Consider the following 25,128-nt stretch of genomic DNA (forward strand, 5'->3'; position numbering starts at 1 on the left):
ACCCGGGGGCCGTGTTCGTCGCACCTCGCACCCGTTCGTTAGGCAGATATGACCCGCACCTCCGCGCTCGAAGACATCGTTCCCCTCTCGCCGCTGCAGCAAGGCCTGCTATACCTCAGCACCGTCGCCGCGCCCGACGACACCGCCCGTGCCGCCGGAGCCGTCGAACCGGACGCCTACACCGTGCAGTCCGTGCTGCGCCTGACCGGGCGGGTGGACGAGGACACCCTGCGGACCTCCGCGCAGGCGCTGCTGGACCGGCACCCCGCCCTGCGCACGTGCTTCCGCCCCCGCAAGGACGGCCGCACCGCCGGCCTCGTCGTGCGCGGCGCCGAAGCCCCCTGGCGCAGCGTCGATCTGACCGGTCTCGAGCCGGACGTCGCGGAGCGTCACCTCGCGGACCTGCTCGCCGAGGATCTACGCGACTGGTTCGACCTCACGCGGCCGCCGCTGATCCGCTGGCTGTTCGTGCGATTCGGGCCGGACGACGTGCGGCTCGTGCTCACCGCCCACCACATCGTCGTGGACGGCTGGTCCACCCCGATCCTGGTGCGCGAACTCCTCGAGATCTACGCCGCGGGCGGTGCCGCCACCGGCCTGCTTCCGGTCCGGCCCTACCGCGACTACCTCGCGTGGCTCGGCAGGCAGGACCACGACGCCGCCCGCGCGTTGTGGCGCGAATCCCTCGACGGACTCACCGAACCGAGCCTCGTCGCCCCGCCCGGCGCCACCCGGGCCACCACGCCGACCGCCGCCGTCGCCGTCGAGGTGCCGGCCGGACTCGGTGACCGGCTCACCGGCCTGGCCCGCGACGCCGGCGTCACCCTCAACACCGTCCTGCAGACCGGGTGGGCGCTGCTGCTGTCCGGGCTGCTCGGCCGCGACGACGTCGTCTTCGGCGCCACCGTCTCCGGGCGACCGCCGGAACTGGCCGGCGTCGAATCCATGGTCGGATTGTTCATCAACACCGTGCCCGTGCGGGTGCGCCTGGATCCCCGCGCCACCGTCACCGAGCTGCTGCGGCGCGTGCAGCTGGCGCAGTCCCGCACCGTCGACCACCAGTACCTCGGCCTCGCCGAGGTGCAGCGCGACGTGGGACTGGGGGAGCTGTTCGACACCCTCACCGTCTTCGAGAGCTATCCCGTGGACCGCGACGCGCTCGACCGTGCCCAGCGCGCCGGCGGGGTCACGATCGCCGCCGTCGAGGGCCGCGACGCCACCAACTATCCGCTCGTGCTCACCGCGGGCGTCGCCGACACCCTCGTCATGACCCTCGACTACCGGCCCGGCCTGTTCACCGCGGACGACGCCGCCGCCCTCGCCGGCCGCCTCGTCCACATCCTCGGCGCCCTCGCCGCCGCGCCGGACCGCCCGGCCGCCGCGCTGGACCTGCTCACCGGCACCGAACGCGGTCGCGTCCTCGGCACGTGGTCCGTCGCGCCGGCCGCGCCCTCGGACGGCACCGTCGCGGCGCTGCCCGCCTCGGCGGGTCCGGACACCCTCGCGGTGGTGTGCGGCGCCGAGGAGCGCACCTTCGCGGAGCTCGGGGCGAACTCGGCGCGGCTCGCGCGCCTGCTGATCGGGTTCGGTGTCGGACCCGACGTGCTCGTGGGCCTGGCCCTGCCACGCTCCGCCGCCACCGTGGAGGCCGTCCTCGCGGTGCTCGCCGCCGGGGGTGCCTACCTGCCGCTCGATCCGTCGTACCCGGCGGAGCGGTTGGCGCACATGGTCGCCGACGCCCGCCCCGGTGTCGTGCTCACCACCCGTGCCGTCGCCGACGAACTCGGAGCGACCCTCACCGGCAGCGGCGCGCGCCTCGTCGTGCTCGACGACCCGGACCTGCGCGCCCGGCTCGCCGCGCTGCCCGCCGCCGCGGTGGCCGACGCCGATCGTCTCCGCCCGCTCCGCCCCGGTCACGCCGCGTACGTCGTCTACACCTCCGGCTCCACCGGCCTCCCCAAGGGTGTCACCGTCACCCACGCCAATCTCACCGATCTCGTTGCCGCGCAGCGAGAGACGATCATGCGGTCGGCGTCCGGCACGTGGCGGGTGCTGCTGACCTACCCGTTCGCCTTCGACTCGGCCGTCGCCGCCCTGACCTGGCTGCTGTCCGGGCACACCCTGCACGTGCTGCCCGACGAGCACCGCACCGACACCGCGTTCGTCGTCGACTACGTGCGGACCCACCGCATCGATCATGTCGACTGCGTGCCCGTGCTGATGAGCGGTCTGCTCGACGCCGGTCTGCTCGACGGTAACCGCCACCGGCCCGCCAAGGTGACCGTCGGCGGCGAGGCCGTCGGATCGGCGCTGTGGCGGCGCCTCGGCGCCGCGGACGGCGTCGAGGCCTACAACTGCTACGGCCCCACCGAATGCACGGTCGACGCAACCTGTTCCCGTATCGAGGGAGACACCGTGACCATCGGCGGACCGACCCCCGGCACCCGGCTGTACGTGCTGGACCGGTGGCTGCGACCGGCACCGCCCGGCGTGGCCGGGGAACTGTACGTCGCCGGCGGGGGTGTCGCCCGCGGTTACCTGGGACAACCCGGCCGGACGGGGGAGCGGTTCGTCGCCGACCCGTTCACCGGCCGGGGCGAGCGGATGTACCGCACCGGCGACGTCGTGCGGTGGTTGCCGGACCCGGTCGACACCGAACGCGGTGCCCTCGAATACGTGGGCCGCGACGACGACCAGGTCAAGATCCGCGGGTTCCGCGTCGAACTCGGCGAGATCGAGGCCGCGCTGGGTGCCGTGCCGGGGGTGCGTGCCGCCGTCGTCGTCGCGCACACCGACGCCCGCGACGTGCGCCGCCTGGTCGGCTACGTCACCGGAACGGCCGAGCCCGTGACCGTCCGCACCGCCGTCGCCGCCCACCTGCCCGAGTACCTGGTGCCCGCCGCGATCCTGCGGGTCCCGGAACTGCCGACCACCGCGAACGGCAAGGTGGACCGGAAGGCCCTGCCGGAGCCGGACTTCGGGGCGCTCGCCGGATCCGGTGCGCCACGCACCGCGACGGAGTCGGCGCTGTGCTCCGCGTTCGCGGAGGTCCTCGGCCTCGACCGCGTCGGCGTCGACGACGACTTCTTCACCCTCGGCGGCGATTCCATCGTCTCGATTCAACTGGTGTCCCGCGCTCGCGCCGCCGACGTCCGGATCACCGCGCGCCAGGTGTTCGAACTGCGCACCGTCGCCGCGCTCGCCGCGGCCTGCGAGTCCGACACCGGTGACGAGCAGCCGGCGCGGCCCGCCGTCGTGGCCACCGGCCCGGTGCCGCTCACCCCGATCGTGCGCGAAACCCTCGACCACGGAGGGGATCTGCGGCACTTCGCGCAAGCCCGCCTGCTGATCGCTCCGCCCGGGCTCACCGAGGCGCACCTCGTCGCGGCCGTCGACGCACTGCTGCGCACCCATCCCATGCTCCGCTCGCGCCTGACCGTCGCCGGCGGCGACGCGGACTGGGTGGTGCCCGAGGGTATTCCGGACGCGGCGACGGCGGTGCGCCGGGTCGACGCGGCAGGTCTCGACGACGCGCGGTGGCGCGCCCTGTTCGAGGCCGAACGCGACCGCGCGCTGGCGGACCTCGACCCCGCGGCCGGGCAGATGATCCGCGTGGTGCTCCTCGACGCCGGCCCCGACGCGGCGGGCCGCGTGTTCGTCGCCGTGCACCACCTCGTCGTCGACGGTGTGTCGTGGCGGATTCTCGTGCCCGACCTCGCGGCCGCCGTCGATCGGGTGCGCCGCGGCGCCGCGCCGGACCTCGAGCCGGCCGGCACCTCCTTCCGGGACTGGGCGCTCGGGCTCGCCGAAGCCGCCACGTCCGATCGCATTGCGCAGTCTCTGCCGCGCTGGCAGGAGATCGCCGAGACCACCGAACCGCCGCTGGGCGCCCGCCCGCTGGATCCGGCGCGCGACACCGTCGCCACCGCGCGGTCGCGCGAGGTGCGGGTACCCGTGGCGGTCACCGAGCAGATCCTCACCACCGTGCCCGCCGCGTACCGGGCGGGCGTCGCGGATGTGCTGCTCACCGCCCTCGCGCTGGCCGTGACGTCGGTGCGCGGCGGCGACGTGCTGCGCGTGCACCTCGAGGGCCACGGCCGCGCCGAGCACGCCGTGCCCGGCGCCGACCTCACCCGCACCGTCGGCTGGTTCACCACCCTGTACCCCGCCGTGCTCGACGTGTCCGGCATCGACCCGCACGAGGCCCTCGCCGGTACCGCGGCAGCCGGAACCGCTCTGGTCCAGGTCAAGGAGTCGCTGCGGGCCCTGCCCGACGACGGCCTCGGATTCGGGCTGCTGCGCCGGCTCGCTCCCGGGGGAACGCGGCACTTCCCGGGGTACCGGGCCCCCGACGTGATGTTCAACTACCTCGGCCGGATGACGCTCGGGGAGAACACAGGTCAGGCGTGGTCCGCCGCGCCGGAGGCGGGCGCCCTCGGCGGCGCCGTCGATCCCGGCACACCCCTCGACCACGTCCTCGACGTCAACGCCGTCACCGAGGACGGCCCCCGCGGCCCCGAGATCATCTGCGAATTCACGGCGGCGGGCGTCCTCGACGAGGAGACCGTCGCCCTCGTCGCCGGCCGGTGGGTGGAGGCGCTCGCCGCGCTGGCCCGGCACGCCGGCACCCCCGGCGCCGGCGGACCCACCCCGTCGGACCTGACCTACCGGGGGCTGTCGCTGCCCGAACTCGCCTCGCTCACCACCGAACTCGGCCCGATCGACGACGTCGTGCCGCTCACGCCGTTGCAGCGCGGCATGTTCTTCCTCGCCGGTCTCGACGACGGCACCGGCACCGACGTGTACTCGATGCAGACCGTCCTCGATCTGCGCGGCGACCTCGACCGGGACACGTTGCGGCGCAGCGTCGTCGCGCTGCTGGACCGGCACGCGACCCTGCGCACCGGATTCCGCACGACCACAGCCGGTGACCCCGTCGGCGTCGTTCTCCGGGACCCCGGCCTGCGGTGGACGGACGTCGACCTCACACACGACCCCACCCCCGTGACCGAATGTCACACCGCTTCGGTCAGATCGACGCGATGTGACATTCGGCCCGTCGAGGAGCGCAGCGACGACCTCGTCGCCGCCGACCGCGCCACCGGGTTCGACGTCGCGGCCGCGCCGCTGGTGCGGTTCACCCTCGTGCGCCTCGCACCGGACCGGCACCGGCTGATCTTCGCCGCCCACCACCTGCTGCTCGACGGCTGGTCGTCGCCGCTGCTGATGCAGGAACTGTTCACCCTCTACGGCGCGGGCGCCGACCCGGCGTCGCTGCCCGCGGTCCGCCCGTTCACCGACTACCTCGCGTGGCTGGGCGACCGCGACACCGACGAGGGCTTGCGCCGCTGGACCGAGGCGCTCACCGGCGTCGAGGAACCCACGCTGCTCGCCCCGGCCGGCTCGTCGCTCGACGCCACGCTGCCCGCCGAACTCTCGGTGCCGGTGCCGGCCGGCCTGGCCGCGCGGCTGCAGCGCCGCTGCCGCGACCTCGGCGTCACCGTGAACACCGCGGTGCAGACCGCGTGGGCGGTTCTCCTCGGCGCCCGGCTCGACCGCACCGACGTGACCTTCGGCGCCGTCGTGTCCGGCCGCGTCCCGGACGTTCCCGGCGTCGAGACGATGATCGGCCTGTTCATCAACACCGTGCCCGTGCGCGTCGCGCTGCGCCCCGGCGAGCCCGCCGCCGAACTGCTCCGGCGCGTCCAGGACGAGCAGAACCGGCTCCTGGATCACCAGTACGTCGGCCTCGCCGACATCCAGCGCGCCGTCGGCCTCGGCGAACTGTTCGACACCCTCATCGTGTTCGAGAGCTACCCGATCGACACCGACGCCCTCGCCCGCGCGCAGCGCTCCGGTGGTCTCGATGTCACCGACGTCCGCGGTCACGACGCCACCAACTTCCCGCTGGTGCTCGTCGCCGAACTCGACGACGAGCTCGCCCTCACCCTCGAGTACCAGCAGGCGTTGTTCACCGCCGCCGACGCCGGCGCATTCGGCCGGCAGCTCGTGCGCCTCCTCGACCAGCTCGCCGGGGAACAGTCGCTGCGCGTCGCCCAGCTCGACGTCCTCGGTCCGGCCGAGCGAGGGCGGCTGCCCGAACTCTCGTCGACCGCCCCGGCACCGTCGAACGGGCACCGCACCGTGCCCGACCTGCTCGCGGCGCAGATCGCCCGCACCCCGGACGCGGCGGCCGTCGTGTGCGGCGCCGTGCGGCTCACCTTCGCCCAGCTCGGCGCCGCGTCGGCACGTCTGGCACGACGGCTGATCGACGAGGGCGTCGGGCCCGAGACGCTCGTGGGCCTGGCCCTGCCGCGCTCGGCGGACATGATGGTCGCGCTCTGCGCCGTGCACGCCGCCGGCGGCGCCTACGTCCCGATGGACCCGGCGTACCCCGCGGAGCGCCTCGCGCACATGGTCGGCGACGCGCGGCCGCGGGTCGTGGTCACGAACGGTGCCGTGGCGCAGACGCTGCGACCGGTGCTCGGTGGGGTGCCGGTGCTCGACCTCGACGACGAGACGGTCCGTGCCGACGTCGGGGCCCGCCCGGCCGCACCCGTCGCCGACCACGAGCGCACCGCACCGCTCCGGCCGGAGCACCCCGTGTACGTCATCTACACGTCCGGCTCCACCGGGTTGCCGAAGGGCGTGGCGATCACCCACGCGAACCTGCTCAACCTGTTCGACAGCCACCGCGCCGACCTGTACGTGCCCACCGTGGCGGGGGCGGGCCGGACGAGCGTGGGCGTCGGGCACGCCTGGTCGTTCGGGTTCGACGCCTCGTGGCAGCCGATGCTGTGGCTGCTCGACGGCCACGCCGTGCATGTGTTCGACGAGGACACCCTGCGCGATCCCGAGGCGATGGTCGCGTACGTCGCCGAACACGAACTCGACTTCCTCGAGGTCACCCCGTCGTTCCTCGACCGCATGGTCGCCGCCGGGCTGTTCGACGGCGGACACCGGCCCGCCACGGTCGGGTTCGGGGGCGAGGCCGTCAACCCGGCGCTGTGGCGGCGGTTGCGGGAGCTGACCGACGGACGTGCGTTCAACCTCTATGGGCCTACCGAGTGCACCGTCGACTCGCTCGTCGGACAGGTCACCGACGCCGACACCCCGTGCCTGGGCCGGGCCGTGCACGGCGCCGCCGCCTACGTCCTCGACCGGATGCTGCGCCCCGTGCCGGTCGGCGTCGCGGGTGAGCTGTACGTCGCCGGATCCGGCGTGGCCCGCGGCTACCTCGGCCGCCCCGACCTGACCGGCACCCGCTTCCTGCCCGACCCGTTCGGTCCGCCGGGAACCCGCATGTACCGCACCGGCGACGTCGTGCGCCGGGTCCCGGCCGGCGACGGCCGTATCACCCTCGAATTCCTCGGCCGCGGCGACGACCAGGTCAAGATCCGCGGCTTCCGGGTCGAGCTCGGCGAGGTCGAGGCGGCCCTGACCGCGGTGCGCGGGGTGCGCGACGCCGTCGCCGTCGCCCACACCGACGAACGCGGCGTGCGCCGGCTCGTCGGCTACGTCGTGCCCGACGGCGACGTGGACCCGGCCGTCGTGCGGGCCGTGCTCGCCGAGCGGCTCCCGGACTACATGGTGCCGGCCGCGGTGCTCGTGCTGGCCGCATTCCCCGTCACCGCCAACGGCAAGGTGGATCGGAAGGCGCTGCCGGAGCCGGACTTCGGGGCACTCGTCGGCTCGGGTGCGCCGCGCACCGAGCGGGAGGCGGTGCTGGTGGAGGTGGCCGCCGAGGTGCTCGGCCTCGACCGGGTGGGCATCGACGACGACTTCTTCGCGCTCGGCGGTGACTCGATCGTCTCGATCCAGTTCGTCTCCCGCGCCCGGGCCGCCGGGCTCCGGCTCACGGCCCGGCAGGTGTTCGAGCTGCGCACCGTCGCGGCCCTGGCCGCGGTCGACGAGACGGACACGGCCCCGGCGGCGGTGCCCGCGGTCGCCGCGACGGGCGACGTGCCGATCACCCCGATCGTGTGGGAGGCCCTCGCGTGGGGCGGCGACCTCGCCCGGTTCTCGCAGGCGCGGTTGCTCGTCGCGCCCGTCGGCCTCACCGTGGACACGCTCGGGAAGGCCGTCGCGGCGCTGCTCGACACCCATCCGATGCTGCGGTCCCGGTTCGCCGTCGCCGGGGGCCGACCCCGCTGGACCGTCCCCGAGACCGCACCGGGCATCGAGACCCTGGTGCGCCGCGTCGAGGTCGGTGAGGTCGACGACGAGCAGTGGGCGGATCGGTTCGCTGCCGAACGCGAAATCGCCTACAGGGCACTCGATCCGGAATCCGGAGTGATGGTGCAGGCGATCTTGTTCGACTTCGGGCCGCACCGCCCCGGCCGCGTGTTCGTCGCCGTGCACCACCTGGTGATCGACGGTGTGTCGTGGCGCATCCTCGTGCCCGACCTCGCCGACGCCGTCGAACAGGCCGGACGCGGCGAGACCGTCGCGCTGACGTCACCCGGCACGTCCTTCCGGGCGTGGGCGACCGGCCTCGCCGTGGCCGCGCGCTCCGAGCGGATCAGGGCCTCGCTGCCCGCCTGGCAACCCGCGGTCGACGCGGTCGAACCACCTCTCGGCGTCCGGGCCCTCGACCCGGCACGCGACACGGTCTCGGCGCTGCGCTCGACGCACGTGCGGGTTCCCGCGCCGGTCACCGAGGACGTCCTCGCCTCCGGGGCCGTGAACGACGCGCTGCTCGCGGCACTCGCCGTGGCGGTCGCCTCGGTCCGCGGCGGCGACGTCGTGCGCGTCGAACTCGAGGGTCACGGCCGCGAGGAACAGGTCGTGCCCGGAGCCGACGTCGCGCGCACCGTCGGGTGGTTCACGTCGATGTTCCCGGTCGCGCTGAACCTGGCCGGTATCGACCCCGAGGACGCCCTGACCGGCGCGGCCGCCGCGCGCGAGGCCCGCGCGCGAGTCGCGCACGCGCTGAACGCCGTGCCCGACAACGGCATCGGCTTCGGACTGCTGCACCGCCTCGCGCCGGACCACGTCTTCGACCGCTATCGGCGGCCCCAGGTGGTGTTCAACTACCTCGGCCGGATGACGCTCGGCGAGGACACCGGCGCCCCGTGGTCGGGCGCACCCGAGGCCGTCGCGCTCGGCGGTTCCGTCGACCCGGCCACGCCGCTCGACCACGTCCTGCACGTCGACGCCGTCGTCGAGGACACCCCGGAGGGGCCCGTGCTCGACTGCGAATTCGCCGCGCCCCACGAGGTGCTCGACGAGCACACCGTCGCCGTCGTGGCCCGGCGCTGGGTCCAGGCCCTCACCGCGGCCGCCCGCATCCCCGAACCCGTTGCAACCGAGAAGGAGTGACCTCATGTCAACACAGTCCGGCATCCTGGACCGCGAGACGATCCGCACCGATATCGCACGGCTCCTCGAGATCGAGGCCGACGAACTCGACCCCGCGCTCAGCCTCGTCGACCAGGGCCTCGACTCGGTGCGTCTGATGGCGCTCGTGGAGCAGTGGCGCGGCGCCGGCGCGGATGTCGACTTCGTCTCGCTGGCCACCGAACCGCAGCTCGAGGCGTGGTACGACCTGCTCGCCCCGCGGTGACCCGGCCGTGGCCCTGATCGACAAGCTGGTCCTCGACGTCGACCCCCTGCGCACCAGCCGCGAATTCCGCTACATCTTCACCGCCCGGGTCGTGTCGCTGTTCGGCCTCGGCTTCCTCGTCGTCGCCGTGCCGCTGCAGGTGTACCGGCTTACCGGGTCCACCGCGCAGGTCGCCGCCGTGTCGGCGGTGCTCGGCGTGACCACCTTCGCCGCCACGTTCGTCGGCGGGGTGCTCGCCGACCGCTACGATCGCCGGCGCGTCATCGCCGTCGCCCGGGGCACCGCGGGCGTGGCGTTCGCGGTGCTCGCACTCAACGCGTTTCTGCCCGACCCGAAGATGTGGGTCGTCTATGTGGCGGCCGTGATCGACGGCGCGTGCGGCGGCATCTCCGCGACCGCGCTCATGGCCGTCACCCCCAGCCTGCTGCCGCGGGAGAAGATGGCGGCGGCCGGTGCGCTCATGGCCCTCACCGGCGACCTGGGCGCGATGGTCGGACCCGCACTCGGCGGGGTCGTCATCGCCGCCGGCGGAGTCGGGGTGGCCTACGCTCTCGCGGCATTCACCACCGCCGTGACCACGTTCTGCATCACCCGGCTGCCGTCCCTGCCGCCGACGCACGTCGCCGACGAGTCGCCGCTGCGCTCGGTGCTCAGCGGCTTCCGCTACGCGTCGGGGAACCGTGTCATCGGCGGCGTGCTCGTCTGCGGATTCGTGACGATGCTGCTCGCCGGCTGGTCGGTGCTCGTCCCCGAGTACGCCACCGAGGTGCTCGGCGCGGGACCGTCGGTGGTGGGGCTGCTCTACACCGCCCCGGCCGTCGGCGCGGTGATCGGCTCGCTCACCAGCGGCTGGACCGGCCACCTCCGCCGGTCCGGGCAGGTGGTCTTCCTGCTCATGGCCGTCTCCGCCGCCGGGCTCGTCGGGGCGGGCCTCACCGCGACCGTCGCGGTGGCGCTGCTGGGCCTGGCCGCGCACGGCTTCGGCGACGCGCTCACCGACATCGTCCGGTACGCGACGGTCCAGAAACACACCCCCGACGAGTACCGGGGGCGCATCGCCGCGGTGTGGGCGGCGCAGGTCACCGCCGGTGCCTCCGTCGGCGCGGTGGTCGCCGGCGCAGTGGCGGCGCTGGTGCCGATCTCGGCGGCGCTGCCCGCGTACGGTGCCGTCGGGCTGGTGATCACCGCGCTGCTGTGGGCGACCTTGCGCACGCTGCGCCGACTCGACGAGGGAACTCCGCTCGAGCGCGTCGCCTGAGCCCGTCCTGCCGAACGCCGCTGCGCCGGCACCCGTTTCCGGGGCCGGCGCAGGCGGTTCCGCTCAGTCGAACACGATCACGCCGCGGATGTTCTTGCCGGCGTGCATGTCCTCGTACGCCTCGGCGACCTGGTCGAGGGTGTAGCGGGTGGTGATCAGCTCGTCCAGTTTCAGCAGTCCCCGCTGGTAGAGGCGCAGCAGGTTCGGGATGTCGTGGGCCGGGTTGGCCTCACCGAACAACGATCCCTGGATCCGCTTCTGGTACAGCGTCAGTTCACCGAGCGGGATGGGGGCCCCGAGGGCGGTGATGTCGCCGAGGCCGGTGACGACGACGGTGCCGGCCTTGCGGATTGCCGCGAGAGCCTGCGCAACGTGCTCGCCCTGTGTCACACCGACGGTGACGATCACCGAATCCGCGCCCTGGCCGTTGGTCATCGAGCGCGCGTAGTCGGCGGCCTCGTCGATGGTGGCATAGCTGTGGGTCGCGCCGAACAGCTTCGCCTGCTCGCGCTTGAACGGCACCGGGTCGACGGCGATGATCGTCGATGCTCCGGCGTGGGCGGCGCCCTGCAGGGCATTGGCACCGATGCCGCCGATGCCCATGACGATGACGGTGTGGCCGGGGCGGACACCGGCGGAGTTGACCGCCGAGCCCCACCCGGTGGGCACGCCGCAGCTGAGCAGGGCGGCGACGTCGAGGGGGACGTCCTTGTCGATCTTGACGACGGAATCGACCGAGGTGGTGGTGTATTCGGCGAAAGTGGAGATGCCGCACTGCTGGCCGACGGGGGCGCCGTCGAGGCTGAGCCGGAAGCTGGTCGGGTCGTTCGCGCGGGCACCGGTCAGCAGGGTGGCGCCGAGGTCACACAGATTCTGGATTCCCTGGGCGCAGAACTCGCACTTGCCGCAGGCCGGCAGGAATGAGAACACGACGTGGTCGCCCACCTCGTAGCCGGGGGTGTTCGGGCCGACCGCGGTGACGACGCCGGCGCCTTCGTGCCCGCCGCAGAACGGGTAGATGCCGACGGGGACGTCACCGGTGGCGGCGTGGTCGTCGGAGTGGCACAGCCCGGAGGCGGCCAGCTTGACGGTGACCTCGCCCTGGCGGGGATCGTCGAGCTCGAGCTCGACGACCTCGTACGTGCCGGGGGCCTGGCGCAGCACGGCGCCGCGGGTGGTGAGAGGCATGGTGGTTCTCCGTGGGGAAGGGACGGCGACGGTGTCCGCCGTCGACGTTGCTCGGTTGCAGTCGGGTCGAGGACCGGGCGGGCCGGCAGGTGAGCTCAGCGGTCCAGGGCCACCCAGACGCTCTTGGTCTCGGAGTACAGGTCGAGGGCGTGCCTGCCCATCTCCCGGCCCCACCCGCTCGCCCCGAAGCCACCCCAGGGAGCGGCGGGATCCACGGGATTGGGCATGTTCACGAACACGGTCCCCGCTCGCAGTGCCGCGGCAAGACGGTGCGCACGCCCCACGTCCCGCGTCCAGATCGACGCGGCCAGGCCGTAGTCGGTGTCGTTGGCGCGCGCGACGAGGTCGTCCTCGTCGTCGAACGGCATGATCGTGACGACCGGACCGAAGATCTCCTCGCGGGCGATCCGCATGTCGTCCCGCACGTCGGTGAACACCGCGGGACGGACGAAGAATCCGCCGCTCTCCGGGGCGACGCCCTGTCCGGTCTCCGAGCAGGTGTCCCCACCGGTGAGGAGAGTGGCCCCGTCCTCGACGCCGGAGCGGATCATCCCCCGGACGTGATCGAGGTGCTCCGCGGAGGCGAGGGGACCGAGTTCGGTGCTATCGTCCGTGCCGGCACCGAGGACCATCCCTTCCGCCGCTTCCGCGCAGCGGCGAGCGAACTCGTCAGCGATGCTGCGATGCACGTAGAACCGGCTGTAGGCCGCGCACACCTGGCCGCTGTTGAGGAAGGCGCCCTGCAGGCCACCGCGCACGGCGGCATCGAGGTCCGCGTCGTCGAGCACGACGGCGGGGTTCTTGCCGCCGAGTTCGAGCGAGACGCGCTTGAGGTTGCCGGCGGCGGCGCGCACGATCTTTCGTCCCACCTCCGTGGAGCCGGTGAAGGAGACCTTGTCGACGCCGTCGTGCTCGGTCAGTGCCGCGCCGACCTCCGGTCCGCCGGTGACCAGGTTGAGCACGCCGGCCGGCACACCGGCCTCCTGGCAGAGCTGTGTCAGCCGGACCGTGGTCAACGACGTCTGCTCGGCAGGCTTGAGCACCACGGTGTTACCGCATGCGAGGGCTGGCGCGACCTTCCACGAGGCGATCATGAGCGGGAAGTTCCACGGCGTGATCAGGGCGCAGACACCCACCGGCTCACGGCGGCTGTACTGCAGGACACCGGGTATCGAGACGGGCGAGGTCTCGCCCTCGAGCTTGGTGACCCATCCGGCGTAGTACCGGAAGTGCTCGGCAGCGCCGGCCACGCTGATCCCGCGGGCGATGCCGAGGGGCTGTCCCTGGTCCAGGGTCTCGAGCGCGGCGAGTTCCTCGGCGTGCTCGTCGACAAGATCGCCGATACGCCACAACAGCTTTGCGCGCTGTGCAGGGGTGAGACCGGTCCACTCCGGGTCCGTGAGCGCCGATCGCGCTGCCGCGACCGCGTCGTCGACGTCGCCGGCCGTCGCCGCTGCGACGGATCCGATCGTCTCCCCGGTCGCCGGGTCGTGCGTGGGGAAGGTCGCCGCGTCGGACGCGGGGCGCCATACGCCGCCGATGAACAGTTCTGTCTTGTGGGTGGTCATGTCGATCTTCCTCGAGCAGTGGCAGTTCCCCGATACTGCCGCTCCGGCGTGGCATGGATTTGTCCGTCCGTGCACTTGGTCTACGGGCCGCCGCTGCGCCGCCACTGCACGGGGCTGATACCGTACGCCGCCTTGAACACGTGGCTGAAATGCGCCGGGTCCGGAAAGCCCCACGCGGCTCCGACCGCGCGGACGGAGCGATGGGCGTAGCGCCTGTCCACGAGATCCTCCCGGCACCGTTGCAGTCGACGGGCGCGGATCCAGTGGGACACCGACAAGTCGTAGCGGGCGACGGCGTTGTACAGGGTGCGCCGGGAAACATAGTGGGCTGCCGCGATCCGGTCCGGTGTCAGGTCCGGTCGGGTCAGGTGCTGTTCGATGTAGTCCACCACGCGCCCGCACAGGGCGGTGCGCGGGTCGGTGCCCTTCGCCGAGGACGCCAGCACTGCCGCCGTGACACCGGGAAGTGTGACGTCCGGGGCCGGGTCGCCCGGTCCGGTGGGAACGGACGACAGGCCGGCGGCGAGCGACCGGACGAGACTGCGTGCGGACGGCGCAAGGCCGGCGACCCGGCCGTGCGGGAGGCCTATGGTGCTCTTCGGGGCCATGAGGACGAGTACCCGGCTGTCCTCCGGCAGGGTGAGGTCGTACGGGTGGTCCGGGTCGTAGAGGACCGCGTGGCCGGCCGGCACCGACATCGCGGTGTCACCGCGGCGGAGGGTGCAGGATCCCGCGAGGGGGACGGCGATCTTCGCCTTGCCGGAGGGGCTCGAGGCGATGTGGCGACGCTGTCGCCGCACGGTGTGCCGGGACGCGGTGATCATGCCCGCGCAGGCGTGCGCGCCGTCGGACACGGTGAGCCGTCCCGGGCCGAAGCGCTCGTCCGCGTCCACCTCAAGTTCCAGGAAGTGCGACCGCACCGTCGCACTCCAGTCCTCGAGGCCTGCCGCGATGGAGGTGTGGGGCGCAGCCGACATGGACATGGTATTCGCTCCTCGTAGCCGCGCACCCGTTCGATACGCGCAAAGGTTTGATCAAGATTGAGTGTCGTGGATCACCATACCGGACGCAGGGCCGGTCGCTTACGGCTCGATCGTGCTGTCTTGTCCGTCCGTGCACATCCGTCAGCGCCGAGGATTGTAACTCGCGTCACATAGGTGCAGGTCACGCCCGAATCCCGGCCCGGAGTCCGAACCCGCGCCGGCCCGTGCCCCGAAATCCACTGTTTACGCGAGCTGCCGCTCTTCGTAATCTCGAAACATCAACCTCTTCTACGTGCGTAGAAAAACGCACTTCGGAGGGTCCCAGCTCGATCAGAACCCAGCAAGGATCGGAAAGCAGAACCATGAAGATCATCGTCGTCGGCGCCGGATTCGCCGGCCTCGTCGCTGCCCGGGAACTCACCTGGACCGACCATGACGTCACCGTCCTGGAAGCTCGTGACCGCATCGGCGGTCGGACGTGGACCGACACCCGCCTCGGCATGCCGCTCGAGATGGGCGGGACGTGGGTCCACTGGATGCAGGGTTACGTATGGGCCGAGATGAAACGATATGGACAAACCGTTGTCGAAAGTCCGAGGCCTGCGGCCGCGTACTGGATCAGCGCCGGCACCGTACATGCCGGAACAGAGGAGGAACTGGACGGCAAGCTCCTGCGTCCCCAGGAAGCAATCTTCGCCGGCTCCCGGACGTTCTTCCCGCGGCCGGCCGACTGCGAGACGATCTTCCGCTCCTCCGAGGACGCCGACCTCGTCGCCCGATACCGGGCGATGGACGCCGGTAACGTTCTCGACGCCGTCCGGGGCGGTGACTTCACGCAGGAGGAGATCGATCTCGTCGACGCGTACTGGTCCGCCGCCAATTGCGGCCCCTCCGGCCGTGCCTCCGCCGCGATGGCCCAGCGCTGGGTGTCGCTGAGCGATCATCGCCTGTCCCTGCTCGACGACTGCACCCTGCGCTACAAGCTGGAGAACGGGATGCGCGACCTGTACGAGAACATCGCCGCCGACACCACTGCCGACATCCGGTTGAACAGTGTCGTGCGCTCGATCGTGCACGGCGCGGACTCCGCGACGGTGACGCTGACCGACGGCGATGTACTCACCGCCGACGCGGTGGTCGTGACCGTGCCGATCACCGCGCTCCGGGAGATCTCGTTCGAACCGCCGCTGCCCGAGGACGCGACGGCTGTCGTCGAGGAGGGACTCAACTCGACCGGCGTGAAGATCTGGGCGCGCCTGCGCGGCGAGCACTCGTTCATCGCCTACGCGCCCTCGGGGTACCCGCTGTCGCTCGTGCGTTCCGAGTACTCGATCGACGGGGACACCATCGCCGTCGGATTCGGTCCCGACGCGTCCGTGCTCGACCCCGACGACGCCACCGCTGTGCAGGAGGCGTTCCGGCAGTGGCTGCCGGATATCGAGGTCGTCGCGTCTGCCGGTCACGACTGGGTGTCCGACCCGTACTCGCAGCAGACGTGGGCGACGTTCCGCAGCGGACAGATGAGCGGAGGCTGGCGGTCGTTCCTGTCCACCTCGACTCGTCTGATCTTCGCCGGAGCCGATTACGCACAGGGCTGGAACAGCTTCGTGGACGGCGCCATCGAGAGCGGCATCACCGCGGCGCGCACGATCATCGGCCGGGACGCGTCCGGCCGGCAGTCGGCACCTGCCCCGGCCGAGGCTCCCGGCATCGCCGACCTGGCGCACGTCTAGGAGGCCGACATGAGCAGCAGCACGTCCTCCACGTCGGCACCGCATCCGCCGGCGCACACTGCAACCGAGTCGACACTGCGCGGATCGATCGGGATCCCCGGGGTGGTCCTACTCGTAATCGCCGCTGCGGCACCGCTGACCGCCGTCGGGGGCGCGCTGCCGGTCATGCTCGCGATCGGCAACGGGTCCGGCACCCCGGTCGCCTACCTCGTGGTGGCAGCGGTGCTGTTGGTCTTCAGCGTCGGCTATGCCGCGATGAGCCGTCACGTCGTGGAACCTGGAGCCTTCTACGCGTACGTCACCAAGGGGCTCGGCCCGTCGAACGGGCTGGGGGCGGCCGGTCTCGCAGTCGTCGGATACACCGCGATCCAACTGGCGATCTACGGGCTGGCCGCCGCGACGATGCGCGACCTCGTCCTGGCCCACGGAGGTCCGGACGTTCCCTGGTGGGCATGGGCTCTGGCGTTCGCCGCGATGGTCGCGGCCCTGGGATACCGGAGTATCGACGTCGGCAAGACGGTCCTCGGCATCGCACTGGCACTCGAGGTCGGGGTGGTGGCCGTGCTGTCGTTCGCGATCCTCGTTCGCGGCGGCGCCGAGGGCATCTCCTTCGCCACCTTCACCCCCGGAGCGTTCTTCCAGGGATCTCCCGGCATCGCCCTGATGTTCGCAGTGGCATCGTTCATCGGGTTCGAGGCCACCGCCCTGTACGGAGAGGAGTCGCGCAATCCCGGCCGCACCGTTCCCGCTGCGACCTACTGTGCGGTCGTCGCAATCGGAGTCTTCTACGCCTTTGCCAGCTGGACCATCGTTCTCGCGTACGGACCGGCTCGGGTACAGGCCGCGGCACAGAGCGACGTAGGAGACTTGACGTTCGCCGCCTCGGACCGCTTCGTCGGCACGACGTACACCGAGATGCTGCGGATCCTGCTGCTCACGAGCTTGTTCGCTGCGCTGCTGGCCTTCCACAACGCCATCGCCCGATATTTCCACGCGCTCGGCCGCAGCGGTGCTCTCCCGGTCCGGCTCGCCAGGACGCATCGCGTGCACGGTTCACCGCACATCGGATCCGTTGTGCAGACGGTTGTCGCCGTCCTGCTCGTCTCGACGTGCGCGCTTGTCGGAGCCGATCCGGTCCTGGAGGTGTTCGGCTGGATGTCGGGGATGGCCACCGTCGCGATCCTGGCCCTGATGATCCTGACGAGCATCGCGGTCACCGTGTTCTTCGCTCGCACCGGCGCGGACCGGCGGTGGTGGCACAGCCGCATCGCTCCGGTGCTCGGTGCGGCCGGACTGGGAGTCGTGCTCGCCCTGTGCATCGGCAATTTCACCACCCTGATCGGCGGATCACCCGCTGCGGCTCGGGCGTTGATCGGTGTCGTGGTGGCGACGTTCGTGCTCGGCGCCGGCTCCGGTCTGCGGCACCGTCGCCGGGCGCGTCGTGACGCCCCCGCCACACCGGGCGTACCCGTGGTCTCCACCTAGAATCTGCGCTGTGCCGAAAGCAGTGGATCACGCAGCCCGTCGCCGTGAGATCGTCGAGGTCGCTTGGAAGGTGATCGCCGAACGAGGAATCGATGCGACGGGCATGCGTGATCTGGCACGTGAGTGTGGATTCGCCAATGGCGCCCTGTCCCACTACTTTCCGAGCAAGAACGAAATCCTGCGGGCGGCGTGGGAGTACGTCTTCGAGCGGACGAACGAGCGGATCGCCGAGGCCGTCGCGGGTCGTCGCGGCCTGGACGCGCTGGTGCGGTTCTGTGAGCAGGTCATGCCGATCACCCCCGGTGCCGAAGCCGAGGCTCGCGTCGTCCTCAACTTCTGGCAGCGTGCCCTTGTCCACCCCGATCTCGCCCGGATCAACGACGACGCCATGATCTCGTGGCGTTCGTTCATCCGCCGCTGCATCACGGAGGCCCGGGAGGACGGCGCGGTGCGCCCCGGACTCGACGTCGAGGTAGCTGCCGAGGAACTCCTGGCCGCGCTCATGGGGGCGCAGATGCTCGCCGCCCTCACCCCGAGCGCGCATACCCCCGACGTCCAGCGGCAGATCGTGAGCTACGCGGTCCGAAGGCTCGCACCGGCGTGAGACCCGCCTCGTCGCACCGCTGTTTCCGGACTCCGGCGAGGGGAATCTCGACGGCATGTCCACCAACGAACCGTTCGTGCCGTTCGAGCGCACACCCGGAGAAGAGATCGATGCTGCGCACCCCTCTGCACGCTGGATGACGAGTGACGCAGCGCAGGCCCGGGACTACGACACCTGGTTCGCCAGCCCGTGGGGCGCCCACGCCTGGGCCGTGGAGCGCGGCGCGATCGATGTGGCCCTGCCGGAGGTGGCCGGCCGCACCGTGGTGGAGATCGGCTGCGGGACCGGCCGGCTCGTGTGCCATCTTGCCCACCGCGGTGCCCGTGTGCTCGGTGTGGACCTGTCGGCGGGCATGTTGGCCGTCGCGGCCGGCCGGGCACCCGGCCGGGTCGTGCGCGCCGACGCCGCCCGCCTGCCGGTGCCGGATGCCGCGGCCGACGCGGCCGTCACCGTCGCGACCCTCGAGTTCACCGACGCCGCGGCGGTGCTGACCGAGATGGCCCGCATCACTCGTCCGGGCGGGCGCATCGTCGCACTCACCCTGAACCCGACCAGCCCTTGGGGGTGGCTCGATCGGCCCACCCGCCGAGCGCCGTACTCGGACGGACGCTTTGTCACGCGGCGAGAGCTGCGCCGTCTGGGCGCTCGACACGGCCGGGCCCGGGTGCAGGGCCGGTTGTTCACCGCGGCGCATCCGCGGTTCGGGCACCGGCTCAAGCCGGTGGCGGCCCTGATCGGCCGGATCGTCCCGCAGTTCGGTGCCGTCCAGGTGCTGGTCGTCGACCGGACGCGATGAGAGGTGAGTCGCCGTCGCGACGAACATATTTCTGCAACTGAGGGGTTGCAGTCGAGGAAGAAAGGTGCAACCCTGGAGTTGCACAAACCCTACCCGAACTGGAGGCGATCATGGCCCCGCTCGACATCACCCGCACCATCGACATCGCGGCACCGGCCACCAAGGTGTGGTCCGCCCTGACCGAACCCGCACTGATCGCGCAATGGTTCGGCGACAGAATCGAATTCGACGCATCGCCCGGCGGTACCGGCACGTTCGGCTGGACGGGCCACGACGCCGGACCCTTCCGGGTGCTGGTCGAACACGTGGACGAGCCGAAGACACTGATCTACCGCTGGGCACGCGACGCGAATGTGGACCCGGTACCGGGCAACTCCACGGTCGTGCGGTTCGACCTGGCCGAGATCGACGGCGGCACCCGGTTGACGATGGTGGAGACCGGCTTCGAGGAACTCGTCGACCCGCAGTCGGCCCACGACGGCAATGTCGACGGCTGGCGTGCCGAACTCGGCGATCTGGTGGAGTTCCTGGAATCCCGGTGAACGATGTGCCGAAGGGCGTTCCAGCGGTGTTCGCGGTACTGGCCGACGAGACCCGCTGGAACATCCTCACCGCGATCGGCGCCGAGGACCTGTCCGCCAGTGCGCTCGCGGGGCGGCTGCCGGTCAGTCGTCAGGCGATCGCCAAGCACCTGACCGTGCTGGCCGACGCCGGGCTCGTGGAGTCGGTTCGGGTCGGACGGGAGATCCGCTACCGGGCGGTCGGTGCCCGGCTCGGCGAACTGGCCGGCGAGCTGGAATCGATCGGGCGGCAGTGGGACCGCCGGCTCGAAGCGATCAAGCGCATTGCCGAACGCCCCTAGCCGCACGGGCGGCCGGAGCGCGGCGAGGCCCGAGCGGCGACGCGCTCGGCGAGAACGGTGGAGCGCCGTCCCGAGGGGTTGTCCATCGACACCCTCGGGGTGGTGGTGCCGGTCGCCGCCGGCACCGACCCTGTAGTGGTCCGAGGAGAGATTCGCCTCTCCGATCGAGTACCACTGGAGGGCAGGTCGATTCATGGCGGCGAGTGGAGAGCGCAGGACCCGGGACCGGGTCCTGCGGTTCGTGACCGCAGCGGGAGCGGCGACGGCACTGATCGTGGGCGGGTTCACGTCTCCGGTCGGCGCGGCCGGCTTCGCTTCGGCGGCTGGGGAGATCCCGCCGGGCCTCGAGCCCTTCTACACCCAGCAGCTCCAGTGGGGCTCGTGCGACGGCTACAGCACCGACGGATCGGACCTGGCCGGGGCCGGGCTCGAGTGCGCGCGGGTGACCGTGCCGATCGATTACGAGAACCCCCAGGGCGATACCGCGCAGATCGCCCTGTCCCGATCACGGGCGACGGGGGAGAAGGTCGGGTCGCTGCTCGTCAACCCGGGTGGACCGGGAGCGTCCGGCCTCGGGATGGCCGTCGTCGGCGCCGGCACCGAGCTCGCCGAGCGGTTCGACGTCGTCGGATTCGACCCGCGCGGCATCGGTGCGTCGACACCGCAGATCGACTGCCTGACGCCCGAGGAGACCGACGCGTGGCGGCAGGACCCCGCGGTGGACATGACCCCCGAGGGGATCGCCCGGGCGGAGCAGAACCGCCGGGAGTACGCGGCGCGCTGCGCCGAACGCACGGGCACCGACGTGCTGGCGCACGTGGGCACCCGCGACGTGGTGCGGGACATGGACGTCATCCGGGCCGTTCTCGGCGACCCGAAGCTGAACTACCTCGGCTACTCCTACGGAACCCGGCTCGGTTCGGCCTACGCGGAGGCGTTTCCCGGCAACGTGCGGGCGATGGTGCTCGACGGGGCGCTCGATCCTCAGCAGGACCCGGTCGAGGAGGCGGTGCGGCAGGCCGCCGGTTTCCAGCAGGCCTTCGACGCATTCGCCACGGAGTGTGCGACCCGCGAGGACTGCCCCCTCGGCACCGATCCCGCGGTCGCAGTCGAGCGGTTCCGCTCGCTGGTCGATCCCCTGATCGATCGGCCGGCCGCGACGGAGGATCCGCGGGGGCTGAGCTACGCGAACGCGATCAGCGGCGTCATCGCGACCCTGTACTCGCCGGAGGGCTGGGAATACCTGCGGGACGGGCTCACCGAACTGGTGCAGGGCCGGGGCGACACACTGCTGGTGCTGTCCGACATGTACGAGGGCCGGTTCGCCGACGGTTCGTACTCGAACTCTGCCGAGGCGATGGCGGCGGTGCGGTGCGTCGACGACGCCGCCGTGACCGACCCCGCCGTGGCCGGTGAACTCGACACCCGGTCCCGGCAGGCGGCCCCGTTCCTCGACGACGGCCGCGGCACTGGCAACGCGCCGCTCGGTGCGTGCGCCTTCTGGCCCGTGCCGCCGACGGGAGATCGGCACGCCGTGGAGGTCGACGGTCTGCCCCCGATCGTCGTGGTCTCCACCACCGAGGATCCGGCGACGCCGTATCAGGCGGGTGTGGACCTGGCGAAGCAACTGGACGCGGTGCTCGTCACGTACCGCGGAACCCAGCACGGCGTGGTGCTGAGCGGCCAGTGGTGCGTCGACCTGCCCGTCGCGCGTTACCTCGTCGATCTGGCTGTGCCGGAGGGGGATACGACGTGCTGAGCCGCACCGGAGCCGATCCGTCGTGACAGAGGTTCGGGGCGCCCGCGGTGACCACCGCGGGCGCCCTGCTTCCCAGGGCGAAGGGGTATCGTCCCCCGCTGCGCGGACCGATGCGGACGCCCGTGACCTTCCACCCCGACCCGGGCACAGGTCGGTGGGGTAGGTCCGTCGCCTGCAGGTCACCATCGCGCGGGCGCCGGTGTGTCGATCGACAGTGGGCGCTGGTACGACAGGTCGTTCCGGGCGCGGGTGCCTTTGAGGAAGTTCTGCTTCGTGAAGACGGGTGAGCGCAGCATCGACGCATCGCCTGTTGCGGTCCATTCGACGGTCGAGCGGCGCACGACGATTCGCCACGCACCGTCGCGTCGTTCCAGCCGGTCGAGATAGCGGCCGTTGATCAACTGCACAGTCCTGCCGTCGTTCTGGAGCAACCCCACCAGTACGTAGCTCTCGCAGTGGGCAGTGTCTCCGTCGATCTCGCACGAGTGAGTCGTGATGTTGTGGGTGTGGGCGCGGGACGTGGCCGCGTGCGCGGTGTTCGCCCAGTTCGCATACTCCGGACCAGGATTGGTATTCGTACCGTGCTCATCGACACTGTCGGCATGATAAGCGCTGCCGATGAGATCTGAGTCGTGCCGATCACAGCCGCGGGCGTGCTGCGAGATGCAGTCAAGGATCGCTGCTCGGTCCAGCAGGTACTGCACGTCGGTCTGCAGACGGGCGATCATGGCGTCGGTGCCCATTGTTCTCCTGTCGGGTGATCGGATGGAAGGGGGTCAAGCCACGGCCTCTTCACCGACCAGCGTCGTCCGGTGCAGGAGCCGTGGTGAAGTGGGTGTGTAAGGGACGGCGCGGTGCAGCATCCCCGTGTTGTCCCACATGACCAGGTCTCCGGGGCGCCAGTGATGTTGCAGTGTGAAGCGCGGTTGTGTCGACCATTCGAGGAGGTGGTCCAGGAGGACACGTCCCTTCTCGTGTGGCCAGCCGACGACGTGTGACGCGGTGGCGCCCAGGAGAAGCGATTTGCGTCCGTTGCGGCGCGTCCACACCAGTGGGTGCACCCGTGTCGGAGCCCTGTCCCATGCCGCCTTCTGCTTGTCGGACGGTTCGGGGTTGGCGAGCAGTTGCGCGGTCGCGAAGCTGTGTACGACGCGCAGGCCCGCCAATGCTGCCTTCTCGTTCTCTGCAAGTGCCTCGTAGCCGGCGTAGGTGTTGGCGAACTGGGTGTCGCCCCCTTCGTCGGATACCTCCAGGGCGGTGAGCAAGGTCGCCATCTGGGGGGTCGCGTCGGTGGCACCGTCGATGTGCCAGTGAAAGGTGCCTTGATTGTAGGAGGCCAACACGGTCTTGGTCGGATCGAGGCTGATCGCCGAAATCTCGGGGTGCTCGTTCTGCCCACCCATCGGTGCTACGACGACCTCACCCAGCAGGCGGCTCAGGGCGACCAGGTCGTCGTCGTCGATGTGTGCGTTCCGAAAGATCACTACGCCGTGCTCGTCGAGCAGCGCGCGGTATCGGGCGGCGGTCTGGGCGTCGACGAGTCGGCTGCCCGGCAGCCCGGTGATTTCTACACCGATCGACGGGGTGAGGGGGATGGCGTTCGGGAACAAGGCTGCTCCTCCTGTCGTCCTGCGGACGGTGAAGCTGAATAGTCATGTATGAGAATAGTGATCTTCCCTCCAGGAGGGAATATTTTCATTTCGAGCAGAAACGTGTATGTATCGAAGAGGCTGCCGATTCGGGTCGTGCAGCAGAGAGGAGGCGTCATGCGGATCGGATTGACAGGAGGAGCATCGTCGACGGACAAGATCGTGCAGCAGGCACGACAGGCAGAGGCGGACGGTTTCACATCCTTGTGGTACGCCAGCACGGTCGCGGGGGATCCCCTGGTCGCTCTGGCGACGGCCGGACGGGCCACATCCTCGATCGAACTCGGGACCGCTGTGCTGCAGACGTACCCCTGCCACCCCCTACTGCAGGCGAACCGCGCCGCCGCCGTCGCCGAGGCCATGGGACGCCGTGGTTTCACGCTCGGCCTCGGTCCGTCGCATGAGTCCCTGGTCCGCGACGTGTACGGGCTGTCCTACGACCGTCCCGGCAGCAATACCGAGGAATACCTGCGGATCGTCACCGCCCTGCTACGCGGTGACGACGTCGATTTCCACGGTCGCGACTGGACCACACGCAGCGCCGGTCGCATGGCTCCCTGCGCGTATCCGGTCCCCGTCCTGCTCTCCGCGATGTCGCCGCGCATGGTGCGGGTGGCCGGTCGGTACGCCGATGGAACGGTGCTGTGGATGGCCTCGGCGACGGTGATCGACACCCGGATTGCCCCCGCACTGCATGCCGCCGCGGAGTCCGCCGGGCGTCCCGTGCCCCGCATCGTCGCCGGACTCCCTGTGGCAGTCCACGACGACCCCGACGAAGCGCGGGCAGCGGTCGCCGCCACCGCGACCGCATATGCCGGAATGCCGAACTATCAACGGATCCTCGAGGCCGGCGGGGCCACCAACCCCGCAGACGTCGCCATCGTCGGCAGCGAAGCATCCGTGCGCGCCCAGCTGCAGAACCTCCTCGATGTGGGTGCCACGGACATCTGGGCAGCGGTGTTCGCCGTCGGCGCCAATAGGAAGGACTCGGTCCGTCGTACCACCGATCTGCTCCGGGAACTTGCCGCCACCAACTGACTTCGAATGCGAGAACCTCTGTGCCACGGCCGAGGGCTTGTTCATCGTTCTTCGGAAGGAGGCACCTCATGGCCGGCATCGATCCGACTGAATCGGACATCTCCGAACGACTCGGGAACCGCATCAGTCGACCACTCGAGCCGGAGTACGAAACGGAAGAGGCCAACATCCGGCAACTCCCATCACCCGTCGTCGGCTCCTGAACTGGCAGGCGCGTGCAGCATGCGGGACGTCGACGCGGCTCTCTTCTTCCACCCCGACAACGAAAGAGGGGAAGCGCGCCTGGTACGGATCCGAGCCGCCAAGGCTGTCTGTGCTCAGTGTCCTGTGCGTGAAAGATGCATGGATCATGCGATCGAATCCTCCGAAAGATGCGGCATCTGGGGGCTCAACGAAGGGGAACGCAGGGTCTCGACTCGTAAGCGGATTCTTCGGGGGCGCCGTGGGATACGTCCGATCGGGCCCACTGCCTGACGGTGAGGGCAGCCGCACGGAGTCGCGGTGCGCCTTCCTCCCGGCTGCGGGTTCATCGGCTCGTCACGGAGTGGTGCCGTTGTTCCGAGGCGCCCCACTGGGAGCCCGTGCCGCGAACTCGGAGCCGAACGGCAGGTTTTCCCAAGGCTGCTGCCAGCTGCGCGAG

Annotated in this window: 18 protein-coding genes; 13 read left to right on the forward strand and 5 right to left on the reverse strand. The window is 71.0% G+C overall.

The window, feature by feature from the left end:
• Nucleotides 1–48: 48 nt before the first annotated feature.
• From HFP48_RS05380 to entS, 3 genes are read left to right on the forward strand one after another with little or no spacing between them, the layout of a single operon-like run.
• On the forward strand, nt 49–9,321 hold the full coding sequence (locus HFP48_RS05380) for a non-ribosomal peptide synthetase (protein ID WP_168579169.1): 9,273 nt from the start codon (nt 49–51) through the stop codon (nt 9,319–9,321).
• 4 nt (nt 9,322–9,325) lie between these two features.
• Complete coding sequence (locus HFP48_RS05385; RefSeq protein ID WP_168579170.1) at nt 9,326–9,565, forward strand: phosphopantetheine-binding protein; 240 nt, start codon at nt 9,326–9,328, stop codon at nt 9,563–9,565.
• A 7-nt stretch (nt 9,566–9,572) separates the two neighbouring features.
• Nucleotides 9,573–10,823: an enterobactin transporter EntS gene (gene entS, locus HFP48_RS05390; protein ID WP_168579171.1), complete on the forward strand. Its 1,251-nt coding sequence runs from the start codon at nt 9,573–9,575 to the stop codon at nt 10,821–10,823.
• Between the two features lie 63 nt (nt 10,824–10,886).
• On the opposite strand, the gene HFP48_RS05395 is transcribed toward entS, so the two are convergent.
• The 3 genes from HFP48_RS05395 to HFP48_RS05405 all read right to left on the reverse strand — a co-directional run bounded on the left by HFP48_RS05395 (nt 10,887) and on the right by HFP48_RS05405 (nt 14,562).
• Nucleotides 10,887–12,011, reverse strand: coding sequence for an NDMA-dependent alcohol dehydrogenase (locus HFP48_RS05395; RefSeq protein ID WP_168579172.1), 1,125 nt, complete (start codon nt 12,009–12,011; stop codon nt 10,887–10,889).
• 95 nt (nt 12,012–12,106) lie between these two features.
• Entirely contained in the window at nt 12,107–13,579 is a 1,473-nt protein-coding gene (locus HFP48_RS05400; protein ID WP_168579173.1) for an aldehyde dehydrogenase family protein, read from the reverse strand.
• Nucleotides 13,580–13,659: 80 nt separating this feature from the next.
• The gene (locus tag HFP48_RS05405) at nt 13,660–14,562 is read right to left on the reverse strand and encodes a helix-turn-helix domain-containing protein (RefSeq protein ID WP_168579174.1); all 903 of its coding nucleotides are present in this window, start codon (nt 14,560–14,562) and stop codon (nt 13,660–13,662) included.
• Between the two features lie 362 nt (nt 14,563–14,924).
• Between HFP48_RS05405 and HFP48_RS05410 the strand changes: the two genes are divergently transcribed.
• From HFP48_RS05410 to HFP48_RS05440, 7 genes are all read left to right on the forward strand, one after another.
• The gene (locus tag HFP48_RS05410) at nt 14,925–16,295 is read left to right on the forward strand and encodes an NAD(P)/FAD-dependent oxidoreductase (RefSeq protein ID WP_168579175.1); all 1,371 of its coding nucleotides are present in this window, start codon (nt 14,925–14,927) and stop codon (nt 16,293–16,295) included.
• 9 nt (nt 16,296–16,304) lie between these two features.
• A complete protein-coding gene (locus tag HFP48_RS05415) occupies nt 16,305–17,780 on the forward strand; it encodes an APC family permease (RefSeq protein ID WP_168579176.1) in 1,476 nt (491 codons plus the stop codon).
• Nucleotides 17,781–17,790: 10 nt separating this feature from the next.
• Nucleotides 17,791–18,384 carry a TetR/AcrR family transcriptional regulator gene (locus HFP48_RS05420; RefSeq protein WP_168579177.1) on the forward strand — a complete coding sequence of 198 codons (594 nt, stop codon included), beginning with the start codon at nt 17,791–17,793 and terminating at the stop codon, nt 18,382–18,384.
• 55 nt (nt 18,385–18,439) lie between these two features.
• Complete coding sequence (locus HFP48_RS05425; RefSeq protein WP_246872520.1) at nt 18,440–19,180, forward strand: class I SAM-dependent methyltransferase; 741 nt, start codon at nt 18,440–18,442, stop codon at nt 19,178–19,180.
• A gap of 110 nt (nt 19,181–19,290) precedes the next feature.
• Nucleotides 19,291–19,722, forward strand: coding sequence for an SRPBCC domain-containing protein (locus tag HFP48_RS05430; protein WP_006931928.1), 432 nt, complete (start codon nt 19,291–19,293; stop codon nt 19,720–19,722).
• Nucleotides 19,719–20,042 carry a metalloregulator ArsR/SmtB family transcription factor gene (locus tag HFP48_RS05435; protein WP_168579178.1) on the forward strand — a complete coding sequence of 108 codons (324 nt, stop codon included), beginning with the start codon at nt 19,719–19,721 and terminating at the stop codon, nt 20,040–20,042. The genes HFP48_RS05430 and HFP48_RS05435 overlap by 4 nt, the downstream gene beginning before the upstream one ends.
• 193 nt (nt 20,043–20,235) lie before the next feature.
• The gene (locus HFP48_RS05440; RefSeq protein WP_168579179.1) at nt 20,236–21,801 is read left to right on the forward strand and encodes an alpha/beta hydrolase; all 1,566 of its coding nucleotides are present in this window, start codon (nt 20,236–20,238) and stop codon (nt 21,799–21,801) included.
• Between the two features lie 179 nt (nt 21,802–21,980).
• Here HFP48_RS05440 and HFP48_RS05445 read toward each other — a convergent pair whose 3' ends face one another.
• Both HFP48_RS05445 and HFP48_RS05450 read right to left on the reverse strand, forming a co-directional pair.
• Nucleotides 21,981–22,544, reverse strand: coding sequence for a nuclear transport factor 2 family protein (locus HFP48_RS05445; protein WP_168579180.1), 564 nt, complete (start codon nt 22,542–22,544; stop codon nt 21,981–21,983).
• 33 nt (nt 22,545–22,577) lie between these two features.
• Entirely contained in the window at nt 22,578–23,411 is an 834-nt protein-coding gene (locus HFP48_RS05450; RefSeq protein WP_168579181.1) for a TauD/TfdA family dioxygenase, read from the reverse strand.
• Between the two features lie 156 nt (nt 23,412–23,567).
• On the opposite strand from HFP48_RS05450, the gene HFP48_RS05455 reads away from it, so the two are divergent.
• From HFP48_RS05455 to HFP48_RS05460, 3 genes are all read left to right on the forward strand, one after another.
• On the forward strand, nt 23,568–24,488 hold the full coding sequence (locus tag HFP48_RS05455) for a TIGR03564 family F420-dependent LLM class oxidoreductase (RefSeq protein WP_168579182.1): 921 nt from the start codon (nt 23,568–23,570) through the stop codon (nt 24,486–24,488).
• A gap of 68 nt (nt 24,489–24,556) precedes the next feature.
• On the forward strand, nt 24,557–24,691 hold the full coding sequence (locus tag HFP48_RS32060) for a hypothetical protein (RefSeq protein ID WP_282597482.1): 135 nt from the start codon (nt 24,557–24,559) through the stop codon (nt 24,689–24,691).
• A 1-nt stretch (nt 24,692) separates the two neighbouring features.
• A complete protein-coding gene (locus HFP48_RS05460) occupies nt 24,693–24,962 on the forward strand; it encodes a WhiB family transcriptional regulator (RefSeq protein WP_246872560.1) in 270 nt (89 codons plus the stop codon).
• Nucleotides 24,963–25,128: the final 166 nt, after the last annotated feature.

The organism is Rhodococcus sp. DMU1 (genome assembly GCF_012272955.1).
GTDB classification, from domain to species: domain Bacteria; phylum Actinomycetota; class Actinomycetes; order Mycobacteriales; family Mycobacteriaceae; genus Rhodococcus; species Rhodococcus aetherivorans.

Bases quoted from the DNA above. Each gene is read 5' to 3' on its own strand.
- HFP48_RS05380 (WP_168579169.1), top strand. From the start codon at position 49: ATGACCCGCACCTCCGCGCTCGAAGACATCGTTCCCCTCTCGCCGCTG.
- HFP48_RS05385 (WP_168579170.1), top strand. From the start codon at position 9,326: ATGTCAACACAGTCCGGCATCCTGGACCGCGAGACGATCCGCACCGAT.
- HFP48_RS05395 (WP_168579172.1), bottom strand. From the start codon at position 12,011: ATGCCTCTCACCACCCGCGGCGCCGTGCTGCGCCAGGCCCCCGGCACG.
- HFP48_RS05400 (WP_168579173.1), bottom strand. From the start codon at position 13,579: ATGACCACCCACAAGACAGAACTGTTCATCGGCGGCGTATGGCGCCCC.
- HFP48_RS05405 (WP_168579174.1), bottom strand. From the start codon at position 14,562: ATGTCCATGTCGGCTGCGCCCCACACCTCCATCGCGGCAGGCCTCGAG.
- HFP48_RS05410 (WP_168579175.1), top strand. From the start codon at position 14,925: ATGAAGATCATCGTCGTCGGCGCCGGATTCGCCGGCCTCGTCGCTGCC.
- HFP48_RS05415 (WP_168579176.1), top strand. From the start codon at position 16,305: ATGAGCAGCAGCACGTCCTCCACGTCGGCACCGCATCCGCCGGCGCAC.
- HFP48_RS05425 (WP_246872520.1), top strand. From the start codon at position 18,440: ATGTCCACCAACGAACCGTTCGTGCCGTTCGAGCGCACACCCGGAGAA.
- HFP48_RS05430 (WP_006931928.1), top strand. From the start codon at position 19,291: ATGGCCCCGCTCGACATCACCCGCACCATCGACATCGCGGCACCGGCC.
- HFP48_RS05440 (WP_168579179.1), top strand. From the start codon at position 20,236: ATGGCGGCGAGTGGAGAGCGCAGGACCCGGGACCGGGTCCTGCGGTTC.
- HFP48_RS05445 (WP_168579180.1), bottom strand. From the start codon at position 22,544: ATGGGCACCGACGCCATGATCGCCCGTCTGCAGACCGACGTGCAGTAC.
- HFP48_RS05455 (WP_168579182.1), top strand. From the start codon at position 23,568: ATGCGGATCGGATTGACAGGAGGAGCATCGTCGACGGACAAGATCGTG.
- HFP48_RS32060 (WP_282597482.1), top strand. From the start codon at position 24,557: ATGGCCGGCATCGATCCGACTGAATCGGACATCTCCGAACGACTCGGG.